Origin of the sequence: Thermoanaerobacter siderophilus SR4, from assembly GCF_000262445.1 — a bacterium.
In the GTDB taxonomy this organism is placed as follows: domain Bacteria; phylum Bacillota; class Thermoanaerobacteria; order Thermoanaerobacterales; family Thermoanaerobacteraceae; genus Thermoanaerobacter; species Thermoanaerobacter ethanolicus.
The window spans coordinates 2,458,952-2,476,456 of sequence record NZ_CM001486.1; the positions used below are offsets into that span (position 1 = coordinate 2,458,952).

The window sequence follows — 17,505 nt, forward strand, 5'->3', positions numbered from 1 at the left end:
GCTTTTAAATTATAAAATTCCAGCCTCTTCATGTTTTTTCACTATTTCTTCAGCTAACTTATCAAGAGCCTTAAAGTCTTCTTCTTTTGGGAATCCTTTTATGAAAACTGGTGAAATAACCTCTACTTTTAAATTGGTAATCATTTGAGAAAGCTGATCTTGTGCCCTGCTACCCCAATTATAAGAGCCTATAATTGAAACAAACTTTGTCTTCGGCTTTAAAGCATTGGCCAAATAAGTAGCATAAACCACCATTGGATGAGCACCTGTAAGTACTGTTGGAGTACCTATAACTATTGTAGCAGCATCCACTAATGCCATAGCCAATTCACCTATATCTGTAACAGACAAATCAAAAGGCTTTACAATGACGCCCTTTGCCACAAGAGCAGTCTGTAGGTATTCCACCATTTTTTTCACACTGCCGTGCATGGTAGCATAAGGTATTACGACTATATTTTTAGGTTTTGCATAAACCCATTCATTGTAAGCATCTAAGATAAATTTAGGGTTATTGTACACAGGACCATGACTGGGAGCAATTATATCTATATCTAAATCTTTTATTTTTTCTAAGTCCTTTTCTATAAAGTTTCTAAAAGGCATCATTATTTCTGCATAGTATCTTTTTGCTGCCTCATACACTTTGCACTCATCTGTTGCATAAAGTTCAGAAGTTGCAAGGTGGGAACCTAAAAAGTCACACGTAAAAAGGATTTTATCTTCTACAAGGTAAGTAAACATTGTTTCTGGCCAATGTACCCACGGGGCATGTATGAATTTTAACGTCTTTCCTCCTAAATCTAAAGTTTCACCGTCTTCTACAGTAATAAATTTGTCTTCAGGTATTAAAAGTAAATCCATTAAAAAAGTTTTTGCTTTAGGAGTACATATCACCTTAGCCTCTTTATATTTCTCAAGGACTAAAGGAATACATCCCGAATGGTCTTGCTCTGCATGATGTGCTATTATATAATCAATTTTTTCTACATCCTTTAACTGTTCTATCAAAACATCCGAAGTCATCGGATCTACAGTATCTAAAAGGGCTATTTTATCCTTTCCTTCTACCAAATAAGCATTATAACTCGTACCATCTGGCAGGGGTATTAAAGAGTCGAATAATCTTCTCTCCCAATGTACTGCGCCAATTTTACTTACTCCTGGTTTTATAGTCATTGCTTTCATCGATGTCCCCTCCTATTTGTTAATTTCTCAACTATATTATAGCAAATAATCTTTTATAAAAAAAATAGTTTTTCTTGCAAGTTTTTATTATATGCATTGTTTTACCAAACTTTTATGTAAAAAAACAATAAAATTTGGCAAAAAATAATCAAGGGTATTCCTATCGTAAATAATTTATGTCTTGTCTTATGTCTAAAAAAATACATACCGAGCCATACGCCTATTGAACCGCCAAATAGTGCTAAAAAGAAAAAGGTCTTTTCACTTATTCTCCAAAGTTTATGTAACGCTTTATATTTATCAATACCCATTAAAACAAAAGAAAATACATTTAAAGTTAATAAAGCAATCATTGCAATCTTGTTCATTATAACACCTCATAACAATTATACCACTTTATAAAAGGTATAAAAACTCAAAATATAGCTATCATAAAACTATGAAAAATATTGAGAGGTGTTGAAATGGTTACCTTGACTGCATCCCACATAGCATATCTAATAATGATTTTAATTATATTGATTTTACTTTTAATGAGAAAAGATATAATTTTACCCATAATATTAGCAATATTTTTAATTGGATTTCTATCAACTGGAAATATCTTAAAAGCAGTTCAAATACTTTACACTGCAATTTTTGTGTCAGGAAAAAGGTTGTGGCAAATCGTAGTAATAATATCTCTTATAATATCTATGTCAAAAGCTTTAGATGACATAGGCGCAGATATAATCATAACAAAACCTTTTATAAAATATTTAAAAACTCCTACTTTTTCTTTTTGGATAATAGGTTTTTTAACGATGTTTTTATCATTTTTTATATGGCCTGCCCCTGCAGTCGGCTTAATCGGTGCGGTTCTCATCAATCCCGCTTTAAAATCGGGTATTGACAAAGTAAGCCTTGCCTCTATTGTTTCAATTTTTGGCTTTGGATCAGCATTATCAGGAGACTTTTTCATACAAGGAGCTCCCTCTATAACAGCTAGGGCAACAGGTATACCAATTCACACATTAATATTGGCAAGTTTACCTATTTGGGCTACAGCTTCAGCTGTAAGCATTCTTATACTTTATTTTATTACATTGCAGCAAAGTAAAAAACAACAGCGAAACAATCATTTAGACATTAATAATGCTGACAAGCCTTCTCCTCCTTTTAGTAGTGTGGTGGTTTCAATAATCGCAGTAGGACTTTTTATTTTAGACATAATTTTGATGCTGTTATTTAGAATTCACTCTAACGCGGCCACTGCTTTGATAGGAGGAACATCTATAATAGTTTTAATTGCCTCTACTTTAGTACAAAAAAATTTTCTAGATAAAACCCGCGAATATTTAAGAGAAGGTTTCATAACTGGAATGAGAACTTTTGCCCCAATTATAGTCATCAGCGCCTTTTTTCTCCTTGGAGAAACAAGCATGGCAAAGGAAGTTATAAGTCCTCATGCAAAAGGATATCTTGTAGATTTAGGAATGTATTTATCTCAGCACATTCCATTAAATAAGTACACTGTTTCTTTATTAGAATTTTCATTAGGAGTTCTGACTGGTTTATCCGGCTCTGGATTTTCTGGACTTCCTTTAATAGGTGCTATTGCTAAAACTTTTTCTTCAACTTTAAATCTAAACCCAGCAATTTTAGCTTCTATAGGGCAGATAGTCGCAATATGGACAGGAGGTGGTACAATAATACCTTGGAGTACCGTAGCTGTTTCTACAGTAATAGACGTAGAAGCCGAAAAAATCGCTAAAAAAACATGGTACCTGCAATAGCAGGTCTTATAGCAGCATATCTTGTTACAATATTTTTATTATAATTACAAAGCCGAGGACTAAACCTCGGCTTTTAAGATATTCCCCTCATTATCAAATTCATCATACTGTCTTTTTCTTCATCAGTCATTTTTTCCCATATCGCCTCAAAAATCACCCCCAATCCTGGTATTGCATTTTCCTCTTTTCTGTCAACAACCTCCTGTATAAACCCTTTGATTTCCTCTTTTGTTCTTCCTTTTAAGTTGTCGAGCACAGCTTTTTTTATGTCCATAACATACCTCCAATTGTAAGATTCACTAATATAATTCCCAAAACAAAAAATAATAAACAAAAAAGTTCCTAAAAAGGAACCTATATGACATGGAATAAATATTTAAGAATCAGCAAAATTGCTATACCTGCTATTCCAAAAACTCCTGTAATAAATGAAGTAATTATATTGACAGGCAAGTAAATCCCAAATAGAACACCAAAAAAATTAAAAACAAAAGCATCACAAAACCCACTAAGGCATTTAATACAAACTTTACCATCAACCTTAGAGATTTACCTAAAAGCCATAAAATAAAAACTAATATTAAAATAGCAACAATAAACGAAAAAGTCCCTTCCATCACCCTGTAATCACCTCTCATATCTTGATTACATTATATCATATTTTGCAAATTAAAAATAAATTAAATTTACATTTTTTTGATTGATTAGTCCTTATTAATCATATAAAATAATAGAGGTTACAAAATTTAAGACAAAGGGGTATGGTAATGGAACTATTAATCAAAGCTTTTATAATGGGAATCGTGGAAGGGTTAACTGAATTTCTCCCCATCTCCTCTACAGGACATTTAATCATTGTAGGAAGCTTTATTAATTTTACCGGAAAATTTGCTACAATGTTTGAAATCGTCATTCAGTTGGGAGCTATTTTAGCAGTTGTATATTATTACAAGGGAAAAATATTTGCTTCTCTTAAAAATTTAAAACCTGGAGATTGGGGATTTAATTTGTGGTTCAAAATCTTTATAGCTTTTATACCAGCAGCAGTTATAGGATTATTTACTCACAAATACATTGAAGAGCATTTATTTTCGCCCTTCACTGTAGCAATTGCCCTCATTGTAGGTGCAATAATGATGATAGTCATAGAAGATACTTTCGGAAAAAGATATAAAATTGACAACATGGACAAAGTAGACACAAAAAAATCTTTCTGGATAGGTATAGCACAAGTTATGTCTCTTTTCCCTGGAATGTCACGGTCTGCTTCTACTATAATGGGAGGTATGCTTGTAGGTTTATCAGTTAAAGCAGCTGCAGAATTTTCTTTCTTTTTAGCTATACCTACAATGTTGGCAGCAACAGGCTTTGAACTTATCAAAAGTTTTACTGCCATGTCCTTATTGGAATGGGAAGCTCTTACAGTAGGATTCATAATGTCCTTCATAACCGCTTTATTTGTAGTAGATAAATTTTTGTCCTATCTCGCAAAACATCCTTTAAAACCATTTGCTTATTATAGGCTAATTGTAGGACTACTTATGTTACTTCTAATATCTGAAAAGATAGTTAAATAATAAAAACAAAAAAGGGTAGACCCATTTATGGCCTATCCTTTTTATTTATTTTATTTATTCCAATTCCTCATAAGCTTTTGAATATACTTCATAATCTTTATCACTGAAAAGTATAAATCTCACTTCTTTTATATTGCTACCTTCAAGATAATCAGATACTACTCTTAAAGCTATTTTTGCAGCTCTTTCCACAGGGAAACCATATGCTCCTGTGCTTATAGAGGGAAAAGCTATAGTTTTTACATTGTATTCATCCGCCAATTTAAGGCTTTCTATGTAAGCACTTGCTAATAAATTATCTTCATTATGATTGCCGCCTCTCCATATAGGCCCAACAGCGTGAATAACATATTTAGCCTTTAAATTACCTGCTCCAGTTATAACCGCATGACCTGTAGGGCATCCTCCTTGTTTTTCTCTTATAATTCTGCACTCCTCAGCGATAGAAGGGCCACCCGCTCTATGAATAGCTCCGTCTACCCCACCACCTCCAGATAAAGAAGAATTTGCAGCATTTACAATAGCATCTACTTCTTGATCCACAATATTCCCCTTTATTAATTTTATTCTCTCTTTCATTTCATCACCCTAATTTTAATTTTTATTTACGCTTAAAATTATATCACAAAAAACTGATATTTTCACGACATTGTGTTTTCATATTTTTCACCAATTATCCATAGAAAAGCAAAAGATATAAATAAACATATAGATGCTGCTAAAAATAACTTGTTAAATCCTATAAAATCCATAATAGCTCCAAAAGAGGAAGGAGTAACTATTGCGGCCAGGGATGAAAAGAAATAATAAAGTCCTGTATATGTCCCTATTTTTTCAGCTGAAGTATAGCTCACTACAAGAGGATAAGAATTTATTGTAAATAAAGCATTAAACATTCCAGCAAAAGGCATCAAAATTTGGATTGTCCTAAAATCACGTACTATCATAAATATTAAAAATAAAATTCCTTGTCCAAAAGCTCCAATCATCATGGTTTTTCTTTTCCCTATTTTTGTAGCTATAAATCCAGCAGGTAAAGCAAAAACTAAAAATGCCAAAGCGTAAAAACCCATTGTAAAAGAAGAAACACTTTCGTCTATCCCTAAAGCTATTTTGCAATACCTTGTGAAAAAAGTTTCAACTGCAGCAAAACCCGCAATTGTCATAAAAATTGACAGGAGAGTATAAAAGGGTGCTTTATTTTGATCTTTTACCACAGTTGCAAGGGCCTTTAAAATACTCTGTTTTTCTTTTTTTCCTCATTAACAACTATTTTAGGTTCTTTAATTGTTAAAAATAAAACTATAGGTATAATTAATGATAAAATCCCTGACAAAAAGAAGGGATATGCTTTGTTTATTTTATAAAGCTGAGATCCAATAAAAAATATTATTAATGAACCTAATCCTCCCATAAAATTTATGACTCCATTAGCTTTGCTTCTGTGCTCTTCTTCTACAATATCTGGCATTAAAGCTACCATAGGAGTCCTATACGTAGCTACAACAATGTTAAACAGCAAATCTATAACAAGAAGCGATAAAAGTTTTGTCTGAAGTGGAAGCAAAGCATATAAAACGCCAGCAAGAGGCATGCTTACAAGTATATATGGCATTCGCCTGCCTATTCTTGTTCGCGTATTATCGCTTAAAGCCCCAAAAAATGGAAGTATAAAAAGGTTAGCAATGTTGTCCCAACTCATTACAAACCCAATTAAAGTATTGCTTTTTGTAAAATTACCAAGAAAAATGGGCATATAGGCATTATATGCTGCCCAAATCATGGAAATTACCATAAAACCAAGGCCTAAATTAAATATCTTCAAATAATTCAATCGCGAGGACATATTATTCTCCCTTCTCTAAAAGATTTATCAAAGTTTGTGGGTCGTCAGTGATAATTGCATCCACACCTGCTTTTATCATCATTTCCATGTCTTCTTTCCTATCAACAGTCCAAGGAAATAATTTTATATTATTCTTTTTACATCCCTCTACTAATTCAGGTATTATATTAAAATAAAAAGGATGCAGAGAATACGCTTTCATTCGTATTGCCATGTGCCATGGTTCTACAAGCCCACATTGATAAAGAAGCCCAATTTTAAACTCCGGTGCCATTCTCTTTACATCCCTTAAGCTATAATGGTTAAAAGAAGAAATAACTACTCTATCCTCAAAGTCATAATCCTCTATCGCTTTGATAAGCTTTTCTTCAATTCCTGGATAAAGTACAACTCCACTTTTTATCTCTATATTTATAATAAAATTTTTATGTCCAATGAGTTCAAAAACCTCATAAAGAGTTGGTATTCTCTCCCCTGCAAACTTCTTGTCAAATTTTATGCCAGCATCTAGCCTCTTAAGCTCTTTTAAAGTAAAATCTTTAACAAAGCCAATTCCGTCTGTAGTCCTGTCTACCCTTTCATCGTGAATCACTACTAGTTGTCCATCTTTAGTAAGCTGCACGTCCAATTCAATACCGTCAGCTCCCATTTCTAAAGCCCTTTTAAAAGATGCTAATGTGTTTTCTGGAGCATTTCTTGAATCTCCTCTATGGGCGATTACTAAAGGTTTCATAAATATGCCTCCTCATTTTTCAATTACTATACAAATTTTATCACACTTACCTTTAAAAACAAATTCACAAAATTAATTTTGTATAATAAGTTTGTTCTTCTTCATGAAGGAAAATTATTATTAAATTTTCTTTTTTAAAATCTGCTGTCACATCGTGTTTAAAAAATTCATAAGTCACTCTCTTTGACAATTCAAGACTGGAAAGTCCAACAGCTTGTGGAAGATTTTTTTTCAACCAATTTTCATCTTTAAGATACTTTTTAAAAATCTCTTGACCTTTCTCATATTTTTCTTTTACACAATCAGGTAAATCTTTGGCAGCATTAAAATACAAAAAATCAAATTTTATAATGTCTTTTATTAAATCCTCATCGACATCGAGTGTTTCAATAGAAAATTTATATAAAATATCGTATAAGGCTTTTAATGAATGATTTTTATATAATAGCTCGTTTTCCTTCCAGTACTTATAAAATTCAAGATAAAAGTCAAATGGCCTTTCAAATTTATTCTCCAAATATTCAAGAGTTTTTTTAAATTTTCCAGAATTATAATATTTGTTCAAAAGGAATGCTATACCTTTTAAAATGACTAACTCTTGATAACTAATATCCTTTGTATACAAGACCTCATAGGGGGGCTTACTATCATAAACTATTTTAAACTCCCCCACTTTTCTCATTAAAGGAGTACCTTTTAATACTTTTAAAAATCCCAACTGTATTTCATCAGGTTTTAAATTATACACATCATCAAAAGCTTTACTAAAAGTCCCAAAGCTATCTTCAGGAAGTCCCGCTATCAAATCTACATGCAGTTTTATTCCCGCTTCTCTAAGCAGTTTTATTCCTCTCAAGGCTTTTTCAACTGCAGTAATACGAGATATTTTTTTTAGGCTATTCTTATTTGTAGTCTGAACTCCTACTTCAAACTGTATTCTTTTTTCCAACCCTTTTAATTCTTCTATAAACTCTTTATCCACAAGCTCAGGGTTAACTTCGCAGTGAAATACAGTATCTCCACCTATTTTTTTCATAATATTTAAAATCTCTCTTGCTCTCTTTCTATTTGAATTAAAAGACCTATCAATAAGTTTTAATATTTTCACATTTTTATCTACAAACCACTTTAAATCCCTTTCGACTTTTTCAAGGCTTTCATATCTCAATTTATTGTCAATAGAAGAAAGACAATAAGCACATTTAAAAGGACAACCTCTTGAAGTCTCATAATACACAAGCTTATTGCTCAAATCTTCCTTTTCCTCATAAGATATGGGAACTTCATTTAAGTTGACATAATCTTTTTGTGGTTGAATTACTATTTGCCCATCAACCTTATAGCTAATTCCTGCAACTTCTTTTATATCCCTTTTTCCTTCTAACGCTTCCAATAATTCTTTAAAAGCAATTTCCCCTTCCCCTAAAACTATGTAATCTACAAAGCCTTTTGACAAAAGATTATCTACATCATAAGAAGCCTCAGGTCCCCCCAAAATCAATATTACTTTCGGAAGTATCTTTTTTATATTTTCAGCCAAATTTAATGCTATTTCTATATTCCATATGTAACAAGATATACCTACTACGTCTGGTTCCTTTTCTACAACACTTTCTAGCATAAAATCTGTACTGTCATTTATAGTAGTTTCAAAAATCTCTATATCATAAGGATGACAAAACTTTCTTATATTTCTTATAGCAAGATTTGTGTGATAATATTTTGCATTGATTCCTACAAGAAGTGTTTTCATATATATCCCTCGCATTTTACTACATTTTACAAATATATAATATAAGTATTTATACAAAAAAGCAAATAATTTTATTTGCACAACTATTTTTTCCTCCAATGAGATATAATATTGTTAGGTAAAACTTTGTGAAAGGATTGAAGATTATGGCTTTTATAAAATTCAATAAATTGTGGCTGATACTTATATTAATTGCCACAATATTTTCTGTTTTATACCTTTATTATACATTATTTCCAGGAAATATACCTCATGAAGTCTACAAATATTTTTCCCCTGCAGAAATATCAAAAGCGCAAAAGTATCACAAAATAAATCGATTGATTTACATAACTTCTTTTTTGACAAAAGCAGCTTTTTTGTTATGGCTTGTATTTGGGAATAATGCTATCAAGCTTTCATACTATACCGAAAAATTAGCTTCAGGTAAATACTATGTGAATGTCTTTTTATATTTCATTGCCTTATGGGTAATTTTAAGGTTAATATCTCTACCCTTTAGCCTTTTAAGCCATTCTGTTCAAGTTGAATGGGGTTTCTCTGTACAGACAATGGTTTCTTGGTGGAGTGATTATTTTAAAAGTGCGGCTTTAGACTTTGTTTTTTCGTCAATGGGAGTATTGCTCTTATTTGTGGCTCTAAATAAATGGCCTAATAACTGGTGGGTAAGTGCTGCAGTCTTTTTGACGATAATTATGTTTGTGCAAATTTACGTCTATCCTACTTTTATAGCACCTTTATTTAATAAATTCACCCCAATCAAAGACCAAAAAATAATAAACATGGTAAAGGAAATATCAAAAAAATGCGGGAATAAAAATAGATAAGATTCAAGAAATGGATGCAAGTAAAAGGACTACTCTTGCCAATGCCTACTTTTATGGATTTGGAAAGACAAGTAGGATTGTATTGTATGATACATTATTAAAAAATTATCCAGAGGATGAAATAAAGGCAGTTATAGCTCATGAAGCAGGTCATTGGAAAGAAAATCACGTATTAAAAAGTATGTTAATAGGCATAGTAGGACTTGTAATAGGCCTTTATTTTCTTAATATTTTAATTCACTCAAGCCTATTTCTCCCTTATGGTAAAAGAATGACTCCTGCAGTTTTAGCGATGATATATTTGTTTATACTACTTATAAATTTTGACACAACTCCAATACAAAATTACATATCAAGGCAGATGGAAAAACAAGCAGATTTACTATCTGTAGAGTACCTTCACGACAAAAAACCTGTAATAAAACTTCAGATTGACCTTGCTAAAAAAAGTTTATTGGATGTAGCTCCGCCGCCTTTTATAGAATGGTTTTCTTATTCTCATCCTTCTACAATGCATAGGATTAAATTAGTAGAAAAGGCAAATGTAAAATAAGGCACTTGTTTGTGCCTTATCTCAGTTTGTTGACAAAGTTCTATTTTTGTTGGCATTTGCATCGTTTGCTCCGGTGATATCGCAGACTAAACTAGCGCTCGTCCTCGGGCTCAAGCGGGGTTCCGGGCACATTCGTCATCCTTGACTTAGTGCCCGCCTCCGCCATCCTTGGCTTCGGCCCCGCTTTCGCCTCTCAGCCTCGCTAAGTTTAGTTACTGCTCTATCAAGTCGCTACACTTATGCAAAATGCCAACATATCATAAAGAGTTTGTCTACAGTCTGAAATAAGGCACTTAAGTGTGCCTTATTTTTATGAAGCTTTTTCTCTATCTATAAGTTCAATTGCTCCATGAGGACAATATCTCGTACAAACACCACACCCTGTGCACTTTTCTTCATCGATGCTTATGTTTATCCTAAATGACCCTCCAAACGTAACTTTAAAAGCCTTAAATCTACAACTCATTGCTGCTGGACAAAAAGGTGACCTGTCGCATATATTTTCATCGATTCTTGCTACTCTCATGATTCTACCTCCATTAAAAATACTCCCCCTCTGTTTAGGGGTATCATGTATACATTATACACGAAATTTTGTATTTGTCAACATAAAAAAAAGGCCATCCTAAAGACAGCCCCTTTAATTTATGCACTTATAAAATTTATCAACACCTCAGAGAATTTTTTTGGCATCATCAAAATAGCAGGTGTGTCCTAAATTTTCAAACACAAACAAGGCACTGTTTTTAATATTATTTTTTAATATTTCTGCAAATTCATAGGGTGCAATTTCATCCTTCTTCCCCCATACAATCAATGTTTTTACATATATTTCATTTAATTTTTCTTTGTATTTATCTATATTTATACTATCCACAATTGTCAAACTTTTAAGCATATTGCCATATTTGAGTGCAAATTTTATAGATATCTCCCCGCTAAAAGAGGGAGCTACAAGGTGAAGAGAAGGGATATTTAAGTTTTTTACAAATTCTAGTAAAGCCTCTTCCTTCTCTAAATCGCACTCTTGGGAAGAACCATATCCGGGAAGCTCAAAGCATATCACCTTAAATCCTTCATTAGACAAATTTTCAGCTATCCCTGAATTTATCCAATCATAGGCATTGTACCTTTTTCCATGTAATAACATAACTATATCGTTATTGTTTCCTTCACCCACTTCTAAATAATGGATTTTGTTTCCTTTTATATCTACATACTCATTTTTTATAACCATTTGAATCACCTCTTATATAATGAGTGAAAGCTCTGCTCCATCCCTTATCGCTTCTACTGCAGAAGCAACAGTTTTGCAGTCGCCAATGAAATAATATCTGTCCTCATTTTTTAGTTCCTCAAATTCAGTATCAGGTAAATTTCCAACTGCTAAAACTACATCCTCCACTTTGACTACTTTATATGTGTCCTTGGAAGTATACATGAGTTTCCCCCCAGATATTTCTTTTATTAAAGCATTTGTGATTATATCAACTTTAAGTTCTTTTAATCTATTTAAAAGCAGTTTTTTAACCATTGGGTATATCCCTTCGCCAACTTCTCCTTTCATTTCTAAAACTGTAACATTTTTCCCTTTTTCAGCAAGGTATTCGGCTGTTTCAAGTCCAGTAAGGCCTCCACCAATTATTGCAATATCTTTTCCTTTTGGAATATTTCCTTCCAATACTTCAATAGCCGTGTAAGGCTTTATATCTGCATCTAAATTGATTTTAGCTGGCTTTGAGCCTGTAGCAATGACAATTTTGTCATAAGGCATTTCTTTTATTTCATTTAAACTTATTTTTTTATTTAAATATACTTTGACATTGTATTTCTTTAAATCATTTTCCAGATATTCGATAACTTTTCCTATCTCTTGTTTATGGGGAGGAACTTTTGCTACATTTAGTTGTCCACCAAGTTTATTTTCTTTTTCAAACAAAGTAACATTATGGCCTTTTTTAGCGAGATATTTAGCTGCGGACATACCAGCAGGTCCACCGCCAATTACAGCTATATTTAAAGGTTTATCGGTCTTTACTTCAAATTCTTTTTCTCTACCTACCTCTGGATTAATCATGCAAGAAACAGAAAGTCCTTTTTGAATGTATGCAATACACGCCTGATTGCAGTGAATGCAATACCTTATATCTTCTTGTCCTTTTATCAACTTTTTTACTAAGTCCGGATCTCCTATAAGTCCTCGGGCTATGCCTATAAAATCAGCTATACCCTCTTCTAAAATTTTTTCCCAATCATAAACACTGCCCAGCTTATCAACCGCTATAACAGGTATAGTTACATTTTCCTTTATCCTCTTTGCAATTCCAATTAAAGGCTTATCTTCAATCCCCATAGGAGAGATATGGTATTCTGATGTGGAAGATACACCTCCCGATATATCTAAAGCATCAGCACCATGGTATTCTAACAGTTTTGCGAATCTTACACTCTCTTCGATTGAAAAGCCTCCATCTGTAAAATCACTGCCATTAATCCTGCAAATTACTGTCATATCCGGAAGAGCTTTTTTAACTCCTCGCAATATATCAAGTGCAAACTTTGTCCTTCCTTCAAAATTTCCTCCGTATTCGTCAGTCCTTTTGTTTGTATCAGGCGATAAAAATTGATTTACAAACCAACCATGGGCAAAGTGCAACTCCACAGCATCAAAACCAGCCTTTTTCGCCCTTATTGCTCCACTTACAAAATCTTGTACAAAGCCCTGTATCTGTTGTTTTGTAAAATCTGATGGCTTGTATTTTGGATTGTGCATTGCAAGCTGAATAGCAGCTTGTGCCCCATTTTGGTGAATTACCTCCGATAATTTTCTAAGTCCCTGTATTTTGTCGTCATCATCTATTCCTATTTGATTTACAAAGAATTTCCCCAGCTTATTTACATAGCTTGCACCCACAATGACCAATGAGACACCTTTTGATCTTCTTTTATAATATTCTACTTCTCTTTCGCTTACAAAACCCTCATTTGATAAATTTGTAACAGTAGGCAACATAATTATCCTATTTTTTAACTTAATATTCCCTATTTTCCCTTCTTTTAATAACACATTGACCACCTCTTTCATAGTTATATTTTAAAACTTGCATTGACATAAGTAAAATAATATAATTTTATACAACATATAAGTGAAAACTTATGAGGTGGTTAATATGAATTTAAGGCAACTGAAAATTTTTTTGACAGTTTGCGAAAGTGGCAGCATGTCAAAAGCAGCAAAAAAGCTTTATATGACACAGCCTTCAATAAGCCAAACAATCTCTGAATTAGAACAGGAACTAAATGTAAAATTATTTGAAAGAATGAGCAAAAAACTTTTGTTGACATATGCAGGAGAAGTTTTAAAAGAATACGCTAAAAGAATATCTTCTTTAGTTGAGGAAGCCCAAAGTACTCTTTTAGATATTTCAAACTTAAAAGCCGGAAAGCTTCGCATTGGGGCAAGTACAACAGTGGGAAACAAAGACAAATACCCCTCCCCTTTATTTAATGAATTCCTGTCTTACCTTAAAGAATTCCCTTCACAATTTTAATTTCTTGACATAAGTTGCCATAAATGTTACAATAATATTAACCATAAAAATCCTAAGAGGTGAATTCTTATGAAAAAAATTGCTATATTAATTGAGAATATGTATGAAGAACCAGAACTACTATATCCATACTATAGACTTAAAGAAGAAGGATATGAAGTACATTTAATAGGTCCAGAAAAAGACAAAGTATATACAGGAAAACATGGATATCCAATGAAAAGCACCCATGCTTCAAAAGATGTAAAAGCCAAAGATTATGATGCAGTAATAGTCCCTGGAGGTTATTCACCTGATTACATGAGGAGATGTAATGACACTATTAATTTTGTCAAAGAAATGGACAAACTGCAAAAGCCCATAGCGGCTATTTGCCACGGCCCCTGGATTATGGCTTCCGCTTGCAATTTAAAAGGAAAAAGAGTGACAAGCTTTTTCTCAATAAAAGATGACTTAATAAATGCAGGAGCCCAGTATGTAGATGAAGAAGTAGTTGTAGATGGAAATTTAATAACCTCCAGAACTCCAAATGATTTGGTAGCTTTTGTAAAAGCCATAATTGAAAAGGTTAAGTGAACTATATGTTTCACAAATTACTAACCCCGCCACTTAAGGCGGGGTTGCAGTTTGTTGACAAAGTTAAAAAATATTCAAAGGAGATATTTTGCATCGTCACTCCGATGTTCCAAAGCGACAAAACTAAACTCGACCTTCGGGTTCCGGCAGGGTACCGGGCACATTCGACATCCTTGTCTTAGTGCCCGCCTCCGCCATCCGTGGCTACGGCCCTGCCTCCACCCTTGGTCTCGCTAAGTTTTGTTGCCGCTTTGTCACAAGTCGTTCCTTATGCAAAATATCTCCTTTACGAAAGTTTGTCTACAGTCTGTAACCCCGCCACTTAAGGCGGGGTTGTTATTTATTATATCATGCTTAAATGTTATGAATCCGCATAATTTTCAAGGTAGCGAAGGTCTTTTATTATAATCTTTTTTCCATCTATCTCAATTAAACCTTCTTTTTTTAACTTATTTAGTCCTTTTGTAACCGTTACTCTATCACATCCTATTAAATTGGCAATATTCTCATGGGTTAAAGGAATATCTATTATATAACCTTTTTTTATCTTCTTGCCTTGTTGATAGAATAATCTAATTAGAAAATCGCACAGTCTTCCCATTGAATCTTTGAAAATCAAATCGCTCATCTGCATAGTAACAATTCTAAATTTTCTGCTCATGCTATGAGCAATATATTTATACATATCAGGATTTGTTTCCAGAATAGAACTTAATTTATCTTCAAAAATAATAGATATTTCACTATCTTTTATAGCTTGACCTTCAATTAAATCAAATCCTCCTCCTAAATAGGAAAATTCTCCAAATATTTCCCCTGGTTGCAGCAAATAAAGAACTTTTATCTTTCCATTTTTATTTGAAATAAATTGCTTTATCAACCCTTTTGTTATTATGGCAATATATGGTTTGTTATAATTAATTGTTATAGTTTCATTTTTCAAAAAACTCTTTTTATATCCCTGTATAGCTATATTAAGGAAAAATTTTCTCATATCTTTCTGTCGATTTATATCAAACATTTCATTATATACCGAACTTATAGTCATCCCCTTTCAGCTCCCCACTTCTCTCCTGTTTGAAACAATAAAAATTGCACCAACAATTTTACTATTTTTACAATATGTTTAATTAAAAAAGTCAACCTTAAAATTTATTATACTATTTTCAAAATTATATTTCTATATTTTGATCTTTTATATCAAAAAAGCATGGAGCATAAAATCCCCATGCCTAAAATAGTTTCATCTATTTAGTAAAAATACCCTCCAATCACCCGTTGCAATATAAATATGAGGCTCGTTTTTTATGTCCTTTTTATATACATAAATATCTACATCTTCTTTCTTGCCATCCTCATAAAACACTTCTCTTTTTTCTCTCAGATACATAATTTCATGATTATCTCCAAAATACGACTCTAATTCATCAATACTTGGCAAAACGCTGCCATCATCATAGAAAGTAATAATCTCTCCCCATATACAAATAATTTTTTTGTTTCTCCTAAATAACTGCTATCTACTTTTTTTTGCAATTACTTTTATAGCAGTTTCTATAGCTTTAACCATATCCCCTAAAGACATGGAAGGAGTATAAGGCTTATTCAAAACTTGCACTGGCAAATAAGGTATGTGAATAAAGCCTGCTTTAATATTTAATCTGTTATTGTGAACATAATTGAGAATTCCATACATTAAATGATTGCACACAAACGTACCTGCTGTATTAGAAATTGATGCCGGTATATTTTCTTTTTTTATCTCTTCTACTATCTCTTTTATGGGAATAGTAGCAAAATAAGCTGGAGCACCTTCAGGGTCAATCGGGGTATCAATTGGTTGTTGCCCTATATTATCTGGAATTCTAGCATCATCAATATTAATCGCTATTCTTTCAACAGTTATATCATATCGTCCGCCAGCCTGTCCAATACTTAGAACTGCATCCGGCTTAACTTCCTTTATTTTTTCTATTGCTTTCTCAACAGAAAGATAAAAAACAGTAGGAACTTGAATCTTAATTATCTCCGCACCTTCTATATTATCTTTCAAGTTTTTTAATACTTCATAAGAAGGATTAATATTTTCCCCCCCAAAAGGATCAAAAGCTGTTACGAGTATTTTCATTATCATATCACCCTTTCATAAAAATATTAAAACGCCCAAAAATACATTAGTACTATGTGAATAATGAGCATGGCAATAGCTACAGGAACTTGATATTTTATAACTCCATATTTCTTATCTTCCATTTCCAATATTGCAGTCGGAACTATGTTAAAATTTGCTGCCATTGGTGTCATTAAAGTTCCACAATATCCTGCTGTCATACCTAAAGCCGCTACTATCACCGGATTCCCTCCTTGAGCTATTACAAAAGGAATTCCAATTCCTGCTGTAATAACCGCAAATGCTGCAAAAGCATTGCCCATTATCATTGTAAATAGAGCCATTCCTACACAATAAGCAATTACCCCTAAAAGTATATTACCCTGAGGAATAATTGTCTTTATCCCACTTGCTATTACTTCACCTACACCTGCAACTGTGAAAACGGCTCCTAAAGCAGCAAGAAGTTGCGGTAAAATGCTTATAGGTCCTACTACTTCAAGTAATCTTCTACCATCATCAGCCATTTCTTTAACTTTCCCTTTTGTAATCACCAATGCTAAAATTGCAGCTACTACAGTTGATATCCAAAATGCAACAAGAGAGCCAAGTTGTTTTGTCCATATTTGAGCAACAATAAATGTAACTATGCCAAGAGCCAAAGCTGGAACAAAAATTAGATTGCCAATTTTTTGTGACATTTGTTCTTTAAATTCTGAGGTTGATTCGTCAAATTTTCCAATTTTGACTAATCGAAATGCAGATAATAGAGTCAATACAATAACCATGTATCCTGTATATATATCAGGTATATAAATGTTTTTATTACCCCACAATAAGCCTATTCGACTAAATGTAAAAATTATTCCTAATAACCCCCAAAATAAAGCAGTAGGGATTTTTGAAGGATGATTTTTTTCTTTTAGTGTAGCATACGCTGAGTAAAAAGAAACTATGCCCATCATAATGTATAGGATTTCAGTTAAAGATTCCTTAAGCATTCAATACTCCTCCTT

The 17,505-nt window shown here is 32.7% G+C and carries 17 protein-coding genes and 4 pseudogenes; 5 read left to right on the top strand and 16 right to left on the bottom strand.

The annotated features are described in order from the left end of the window. Window positions 1-9: 9 nt before the first annotated feature. Window positions 10-1,188, bottom strand: coding sequence for an FprA family A-type flavoprotein (locus THESIDRAFT1_RS12225; RefSeq protein ID WP_006570519.1), 1,179 nt, complete (start codon window positions 1,186-1,188; stop codon window positions 10-12). A 101-nt stretch (window positions 1,189-1,289) separates the two neighbouring features. Further along, a complete protein-coding gene (locus THESIDRAFT1_RS12230; RefSeq protein WP_003869470.1) occupies window positions 1,290-1,556 on the bottom strand; it encodes a DUF1294 domain-containing protein in 267 nt (88 codons plus the stop codon). Window positions 1,557-1,652: 96 nt separating this feature from the next. Between THESIDRAFT1_RS12230 and THESIDRAFT1_RS12235 the strand changes: the two are divergent. After that, window positions 1,653-3,007: pseudogene (locus THESIDRAFT1_RS12235) on the top strand (hypothetical protein). A gap of 29 nt (window positions 3,008-3,036) precedes the next feature. Here the strand turns inward: THESIDRAFT1_RS12235 and sspI are convergent. After that, complete coding sequence (sspI, locus tag THESIDRAFT1_RS12240; RefSeq protein WP_006570521.1) at window positions 3,037-3,237, bottom strand: small acid-soluble spore protein SspI; 201 nt, start codon at window positions 3,235-3,237, stop codon at window positions 3,037-3,039. Between the two features lie 80 nt (window positions 3,238-3,317). Continuing rightward, a pseudogene (locus tag THESIDRAFT1_RS13105) lies at window positions 3,318-3,601 on the bottom strand (pro-sigmaK processing inhibitor BofA family protein). A 129-nt stretch (window positions 3,602-3,730) separates the two neighbouring features. Between THESIDRAFT1_RS13105 and THESIDRAFT1_RS12250 the strand changes: the two are divergent. Beyond that, the gene (locus tag THESIDRAFT1_RS12250; RefSeq protein WP_004403992.1) at window positions 3,731-4,540 is read left to right on the top strand and encodes an undecaprenyl-diphosphate phosphatase; all 810 of its coding nucleotides are present in this window, start codon (window positions 3,731-3,733) and stop codon (window positions 4,538-4,540) included. A 54-nt stretch (window positions 4,541-4,594) separates the two neighbouring features. Here THESIDRAFT1_RS12250 and THESIDRAFT1_RS12255 read toward each other — a convergent pair whose 3' ends face one another. From THESIDRAFT1_RS12255 to THESIDRAFT1_RS12270, 5 genes are all read right to left on the bottom strand, one after another. Beyond that, window positions 4,595-5,119, bottom strand: a complete 525-nt coding sequence (locus THESIDRAFT1_RS12255) for an O-acetyl-ADP-ribose deacetylase (protein ID WP_006570524.1) — start codon at window positions 5,117-5,119, stop codon at window positions 4,595-4,597. A 62-nt stretch (window positions 5,120-5,181) separates the two neighbouring features. Further along, complete coding sequence (locus THESIDRAFT1_RS14405) at window positions 5,182-5,757, bottom strand: MFS transporter (RefSeq protein WP_244262673.1); 576 nt, start codon at window positions 5,755-5,757, stop codon at window positions 5,182-5,184. Between the two features lie 14 nt (window positions 5,758-5,771). Then, window positions 5,772-6,386 carry an MFS transporter gene (locus THESIDRAFT1_RS14410; protein WP_003868820.1) on the bottom strand — a complete coding sequence of 205 codons (615 nt, stop codon included), beginning with the start codon at window positions 6,384-6,386 and terminating at the stop codon, window positions 5,772-5,774. 1 nt (window position 6,387) lies between these two features. Continuing rightward, window positions 6,388-7,119, bottom strand: a complete 732-nt coding sequence (locus THESIDRAFT1_RS12265) for a glycerophosphodiester phosphodiesterase (protein ID WP_003869478.1) — start codon at window positions 7,117-7,119, stop codon at window positions 6,388-6,390. 64 nt (window positions 7,120-7,183) lie between these two features. Continuing rightward, entirely contained in the window at window positions 7,184-8,872 is a 1,689-nt protein-coding gene (locus tag THESIDRAFT1_RS12270; RefSeq protein WP_006570526.1) for a B12-binding domain-containing radical SAM protein, read from the bottom strand. A gap of 146 nt (window positions 8,873-9,018) precedes the next feature. Between THESIDRAFT1_RS12270 and THESIDRAFT1_RS12275 the strand changes: the two are divergent. Then, window positions 9,019-10,252: pseudogene (locus tag THESIDRAFT1_RS12275) on the top strand (M48 family metallopeptidase). Window positions 10,253-10,562: 310 nt separating this feature from the next. Here the strand turns inward: THESIDRAFT1_RS12275 and THESIDRAFT1_RS12280 are convergent. From THESIDRAFT1_RS12280 to THESIDRAFT1_RS12290, 3 genes and pseudogenes are all read right to left on the bottom strand, one after another. Further along, a complete protein-coding gene (locus THESIDRAFT1_RS12280) occupies window positions 10,563-10,778 on the bottom strand; it encodes an ATP-binding protein (RefSeq protein WP_004406807.1) in 216 nt (71 codons plus the stop codon). A 119-nt stretch (window positions 10,779-10,897) separates the two neighbouring features. Continuing rightward, window positions 10,898-11,489: pseudogene (locus THESIDRAFT1_RS12285) on the bottom strand (alpha/beta fold hydrolase). 12 nt (window positions 11,490-11,501) lie between these two features. Then, complete coding sequence (locus THESIDRAFT1_RS12290) at window positions 11,502-13,319, bottom strand: NAD(P)/FAD-dependent oxidoreductase (RefSeq protein WP_006570529.1); 1,818 nt, start codon at window positions 13,317-13,319, stop codon at window positions 11,502-11,504. A gap of 103 nt (window positions 13,320-13,422) precedes the next feature. Here THESIDRAFT1_RS12290 and THESIDRAFT1_RS12295 point away from each other — a divergent pair, with 103 nt between their 5' ends. Both THESIDRAFT1_RS12295 and THESIDRAFT1_RS12300 read left to right on the top strand, forming a co-directional pair. Continuing rightward, a complete protein-coding gene (locus THESIDRAFT1_RS12295; protein WP_006570530.1) occupies window positions 13,423-13,803 on the top strand; it encodes a LysR family transcriptional regulator in 381 nt (126 codons plus the stop codon). A gap of 69 nt (window positions 13,804-13,872) precedes the next feature. Further along, window positions 13,873-14,379 (top strand): type 1 glutamine amidotransferase domain-containing protein, encoded by a 507-nt coding sequence (locus THESIDRAFT1_RS12300; protein WP_003869487.1) that lies wholly within the window; start codon window positions 13,873-13,875, stop codon window positions 14,377-14,379. A 361-nt stretch (window positions 14,380-14,740) separates the two neighbouring features. On the opposite strand, the gene THESIDRAFT1_RS12305 is transcribed toward THESIDRAFT1_RS12300, so the two are convergent. The 4 genes from THESIDRAFT1_RS12305 to THESIDRAFT1_RS12320 all read right to left on the bottom strand — a co-directional run bounded on the left by THESIDRAFT1_RS12305 (window position 14,741) and on the right by THESIDRAFT1_RS12320 (window position 17,490). Then, complete coding sequence (locus THESIDRAFT1_RS12305) at window positions 14,741-15,427, bottom strand: Crp/Fnr family transcriptional regulator (protein WP_003869488.1); 687 nt, start codon at window positions 15,425-15,427, stop codon at window positions 14,741-14,743. Between the two features lie 195 nt (window positions 15,428-15,622). Continuing rightward, a complete protein-coding gene (locus THESIDRAFT1_RS12310) occupies window positions 15,623-15,871 on the bottom strand; it encodes a gamma-glutamylcyclotransferase (protein WP_463281340.1) in 249 nt (82 codons plus the stop codon). Window positions 15,872-15,895: 24 nt separating this feature from the next. Continuing rightward, complete coding sequence (gene pcp, locus THESIDRAFT1_RS12315) at window positions 15,896-16,507, bottom strand: pyroglutamyl-peptidase I (protein WP_019907597.1); 612 nt, start codon at window positions 16,505-16,507, stop codon at window positions 15,896-15,898. Window positions 16,508-16,533: 26 nt separating this feature from the next. After that, entirely contained in the window at window positions 16,534-17,490 is a 957-nt protein-coding gene (locus THESIDRAFT1_RS12320; protein WP_006570532.1) for a DUF979 domain-containing protein, read from the bottom strand. Window positions 17,491-17,505 lie beyond the last annotated feature (15 nt).

What these genes read in the sequence shown, in the direction of transcription:
- THESIDRAFT1_RS12300 (WP_003869487.1), top strand. Translation starts at nt 13,873, where the DNA reads ATGAAAAAAATTGCTATATTAATTGAGAATATGTATGAAGAACCAGAA.
- sspI (WP_006570521.1), bottom strand. Translation starts at nt 3,237, where the DNA reads ATGGACATAAAAAAAGCTGTGCTCGACAACTTAAAAGGAAGAACAAAA.
- THESIDRAFT1_RS12265 (WP_003869478.1), bottom strand. Translation starts at nt 7,119, where the DNA reads ATGAAACCTTTAGTAATCGCCCATAGAGGAGATTCAAGAAATGCTCCA.
- THESIDRAFT1_RS12320 (WP_006570532.1), bottom strand. Translation starts at nt 17,490, where the DNA reads ATGCTTAAGGAATCTTTAACTGAAATCCTATACATTATGATGGGCATA.
- pcp (WP_019907597.1), bottom strand. Translation starts at nt 16,507, where the DNA reads ATGAAAATACTCGTAACAGCTTTTGATCCTTTTGGGGGGGAAAATATT.
- THESIDRAFT1_RS12270 (WP_006570526.1), bottom strand. Translation starts at nt 8,872, where the DNA reads ATGAAAACACTTCTTGTAGGAATCAATGCAAAATATTATCACACAAAT.
- THESIDRAFT1_RS12255 (WP_006570524.1), bottom strand. Translation starts at nt 5,119, where the DNA reads ATGAAAGAGAGAATAAAATTAATAAAGGGGAATATTGTGGATCAAGAA.
- THESIDRAFT1_RS12250 (WP_004403992.1), top strand. Translation starts at nt 3,731, where the DNA reads ATGGAACTATTAATCAAAGCTTTTATAATGGGAATCGTGGAAGGGTTA.
- THESIDRAFT1_RS12305 (WP_003869488.1), bottom strand. Translation starts at nt 15,427, where the DNA reads ATGACTATAAGTTCGGTATATAATGAAATGTTTGATATAAATCGACAG.
- THESIDRAFT1_RS12225 (WP_006570519.1), bottom strand. Translation starts at nt 1,188, where the DNA reads ATGAAAGCAATGACTATAAAACCAGGAGTAAGTAAAATTGGCGCAGTA.
- THESIDRAFT1_RS12230 (WP_003869470.1), bottom strand. Translation starts at nt 1,556, where the DNA reads ATGAACAAGATTGCAATGATTGCTTTATTAACTTTAAATGTATTTTCT.
- THESIDRAFT1_RS12280 (WP_004406807.1), bottom strand. Translation starts at nt 10,778, where the DNA reads ATGAGAGTAGCAAGAATCGATGAAAATATATGCGACAGGTCACCTTTT.
- THESIDRAFT1_RS12295 (WP_006570530.1), top strand. Translation starts at nt 13,423, where the DNA reads ATGAATTTAAGGCAACTGAAAATTTTTTTGACAGTTTGCGAAAGTGGC.
- THESIDRAFT1_RS14410 (WP_003868820.1), bottom strand. Translation starts at nt 6,386, where the DNA reads ATGTCCTCGCGATTGAATTATTTGAAGATATTTAATTTAGGCCTTGGT.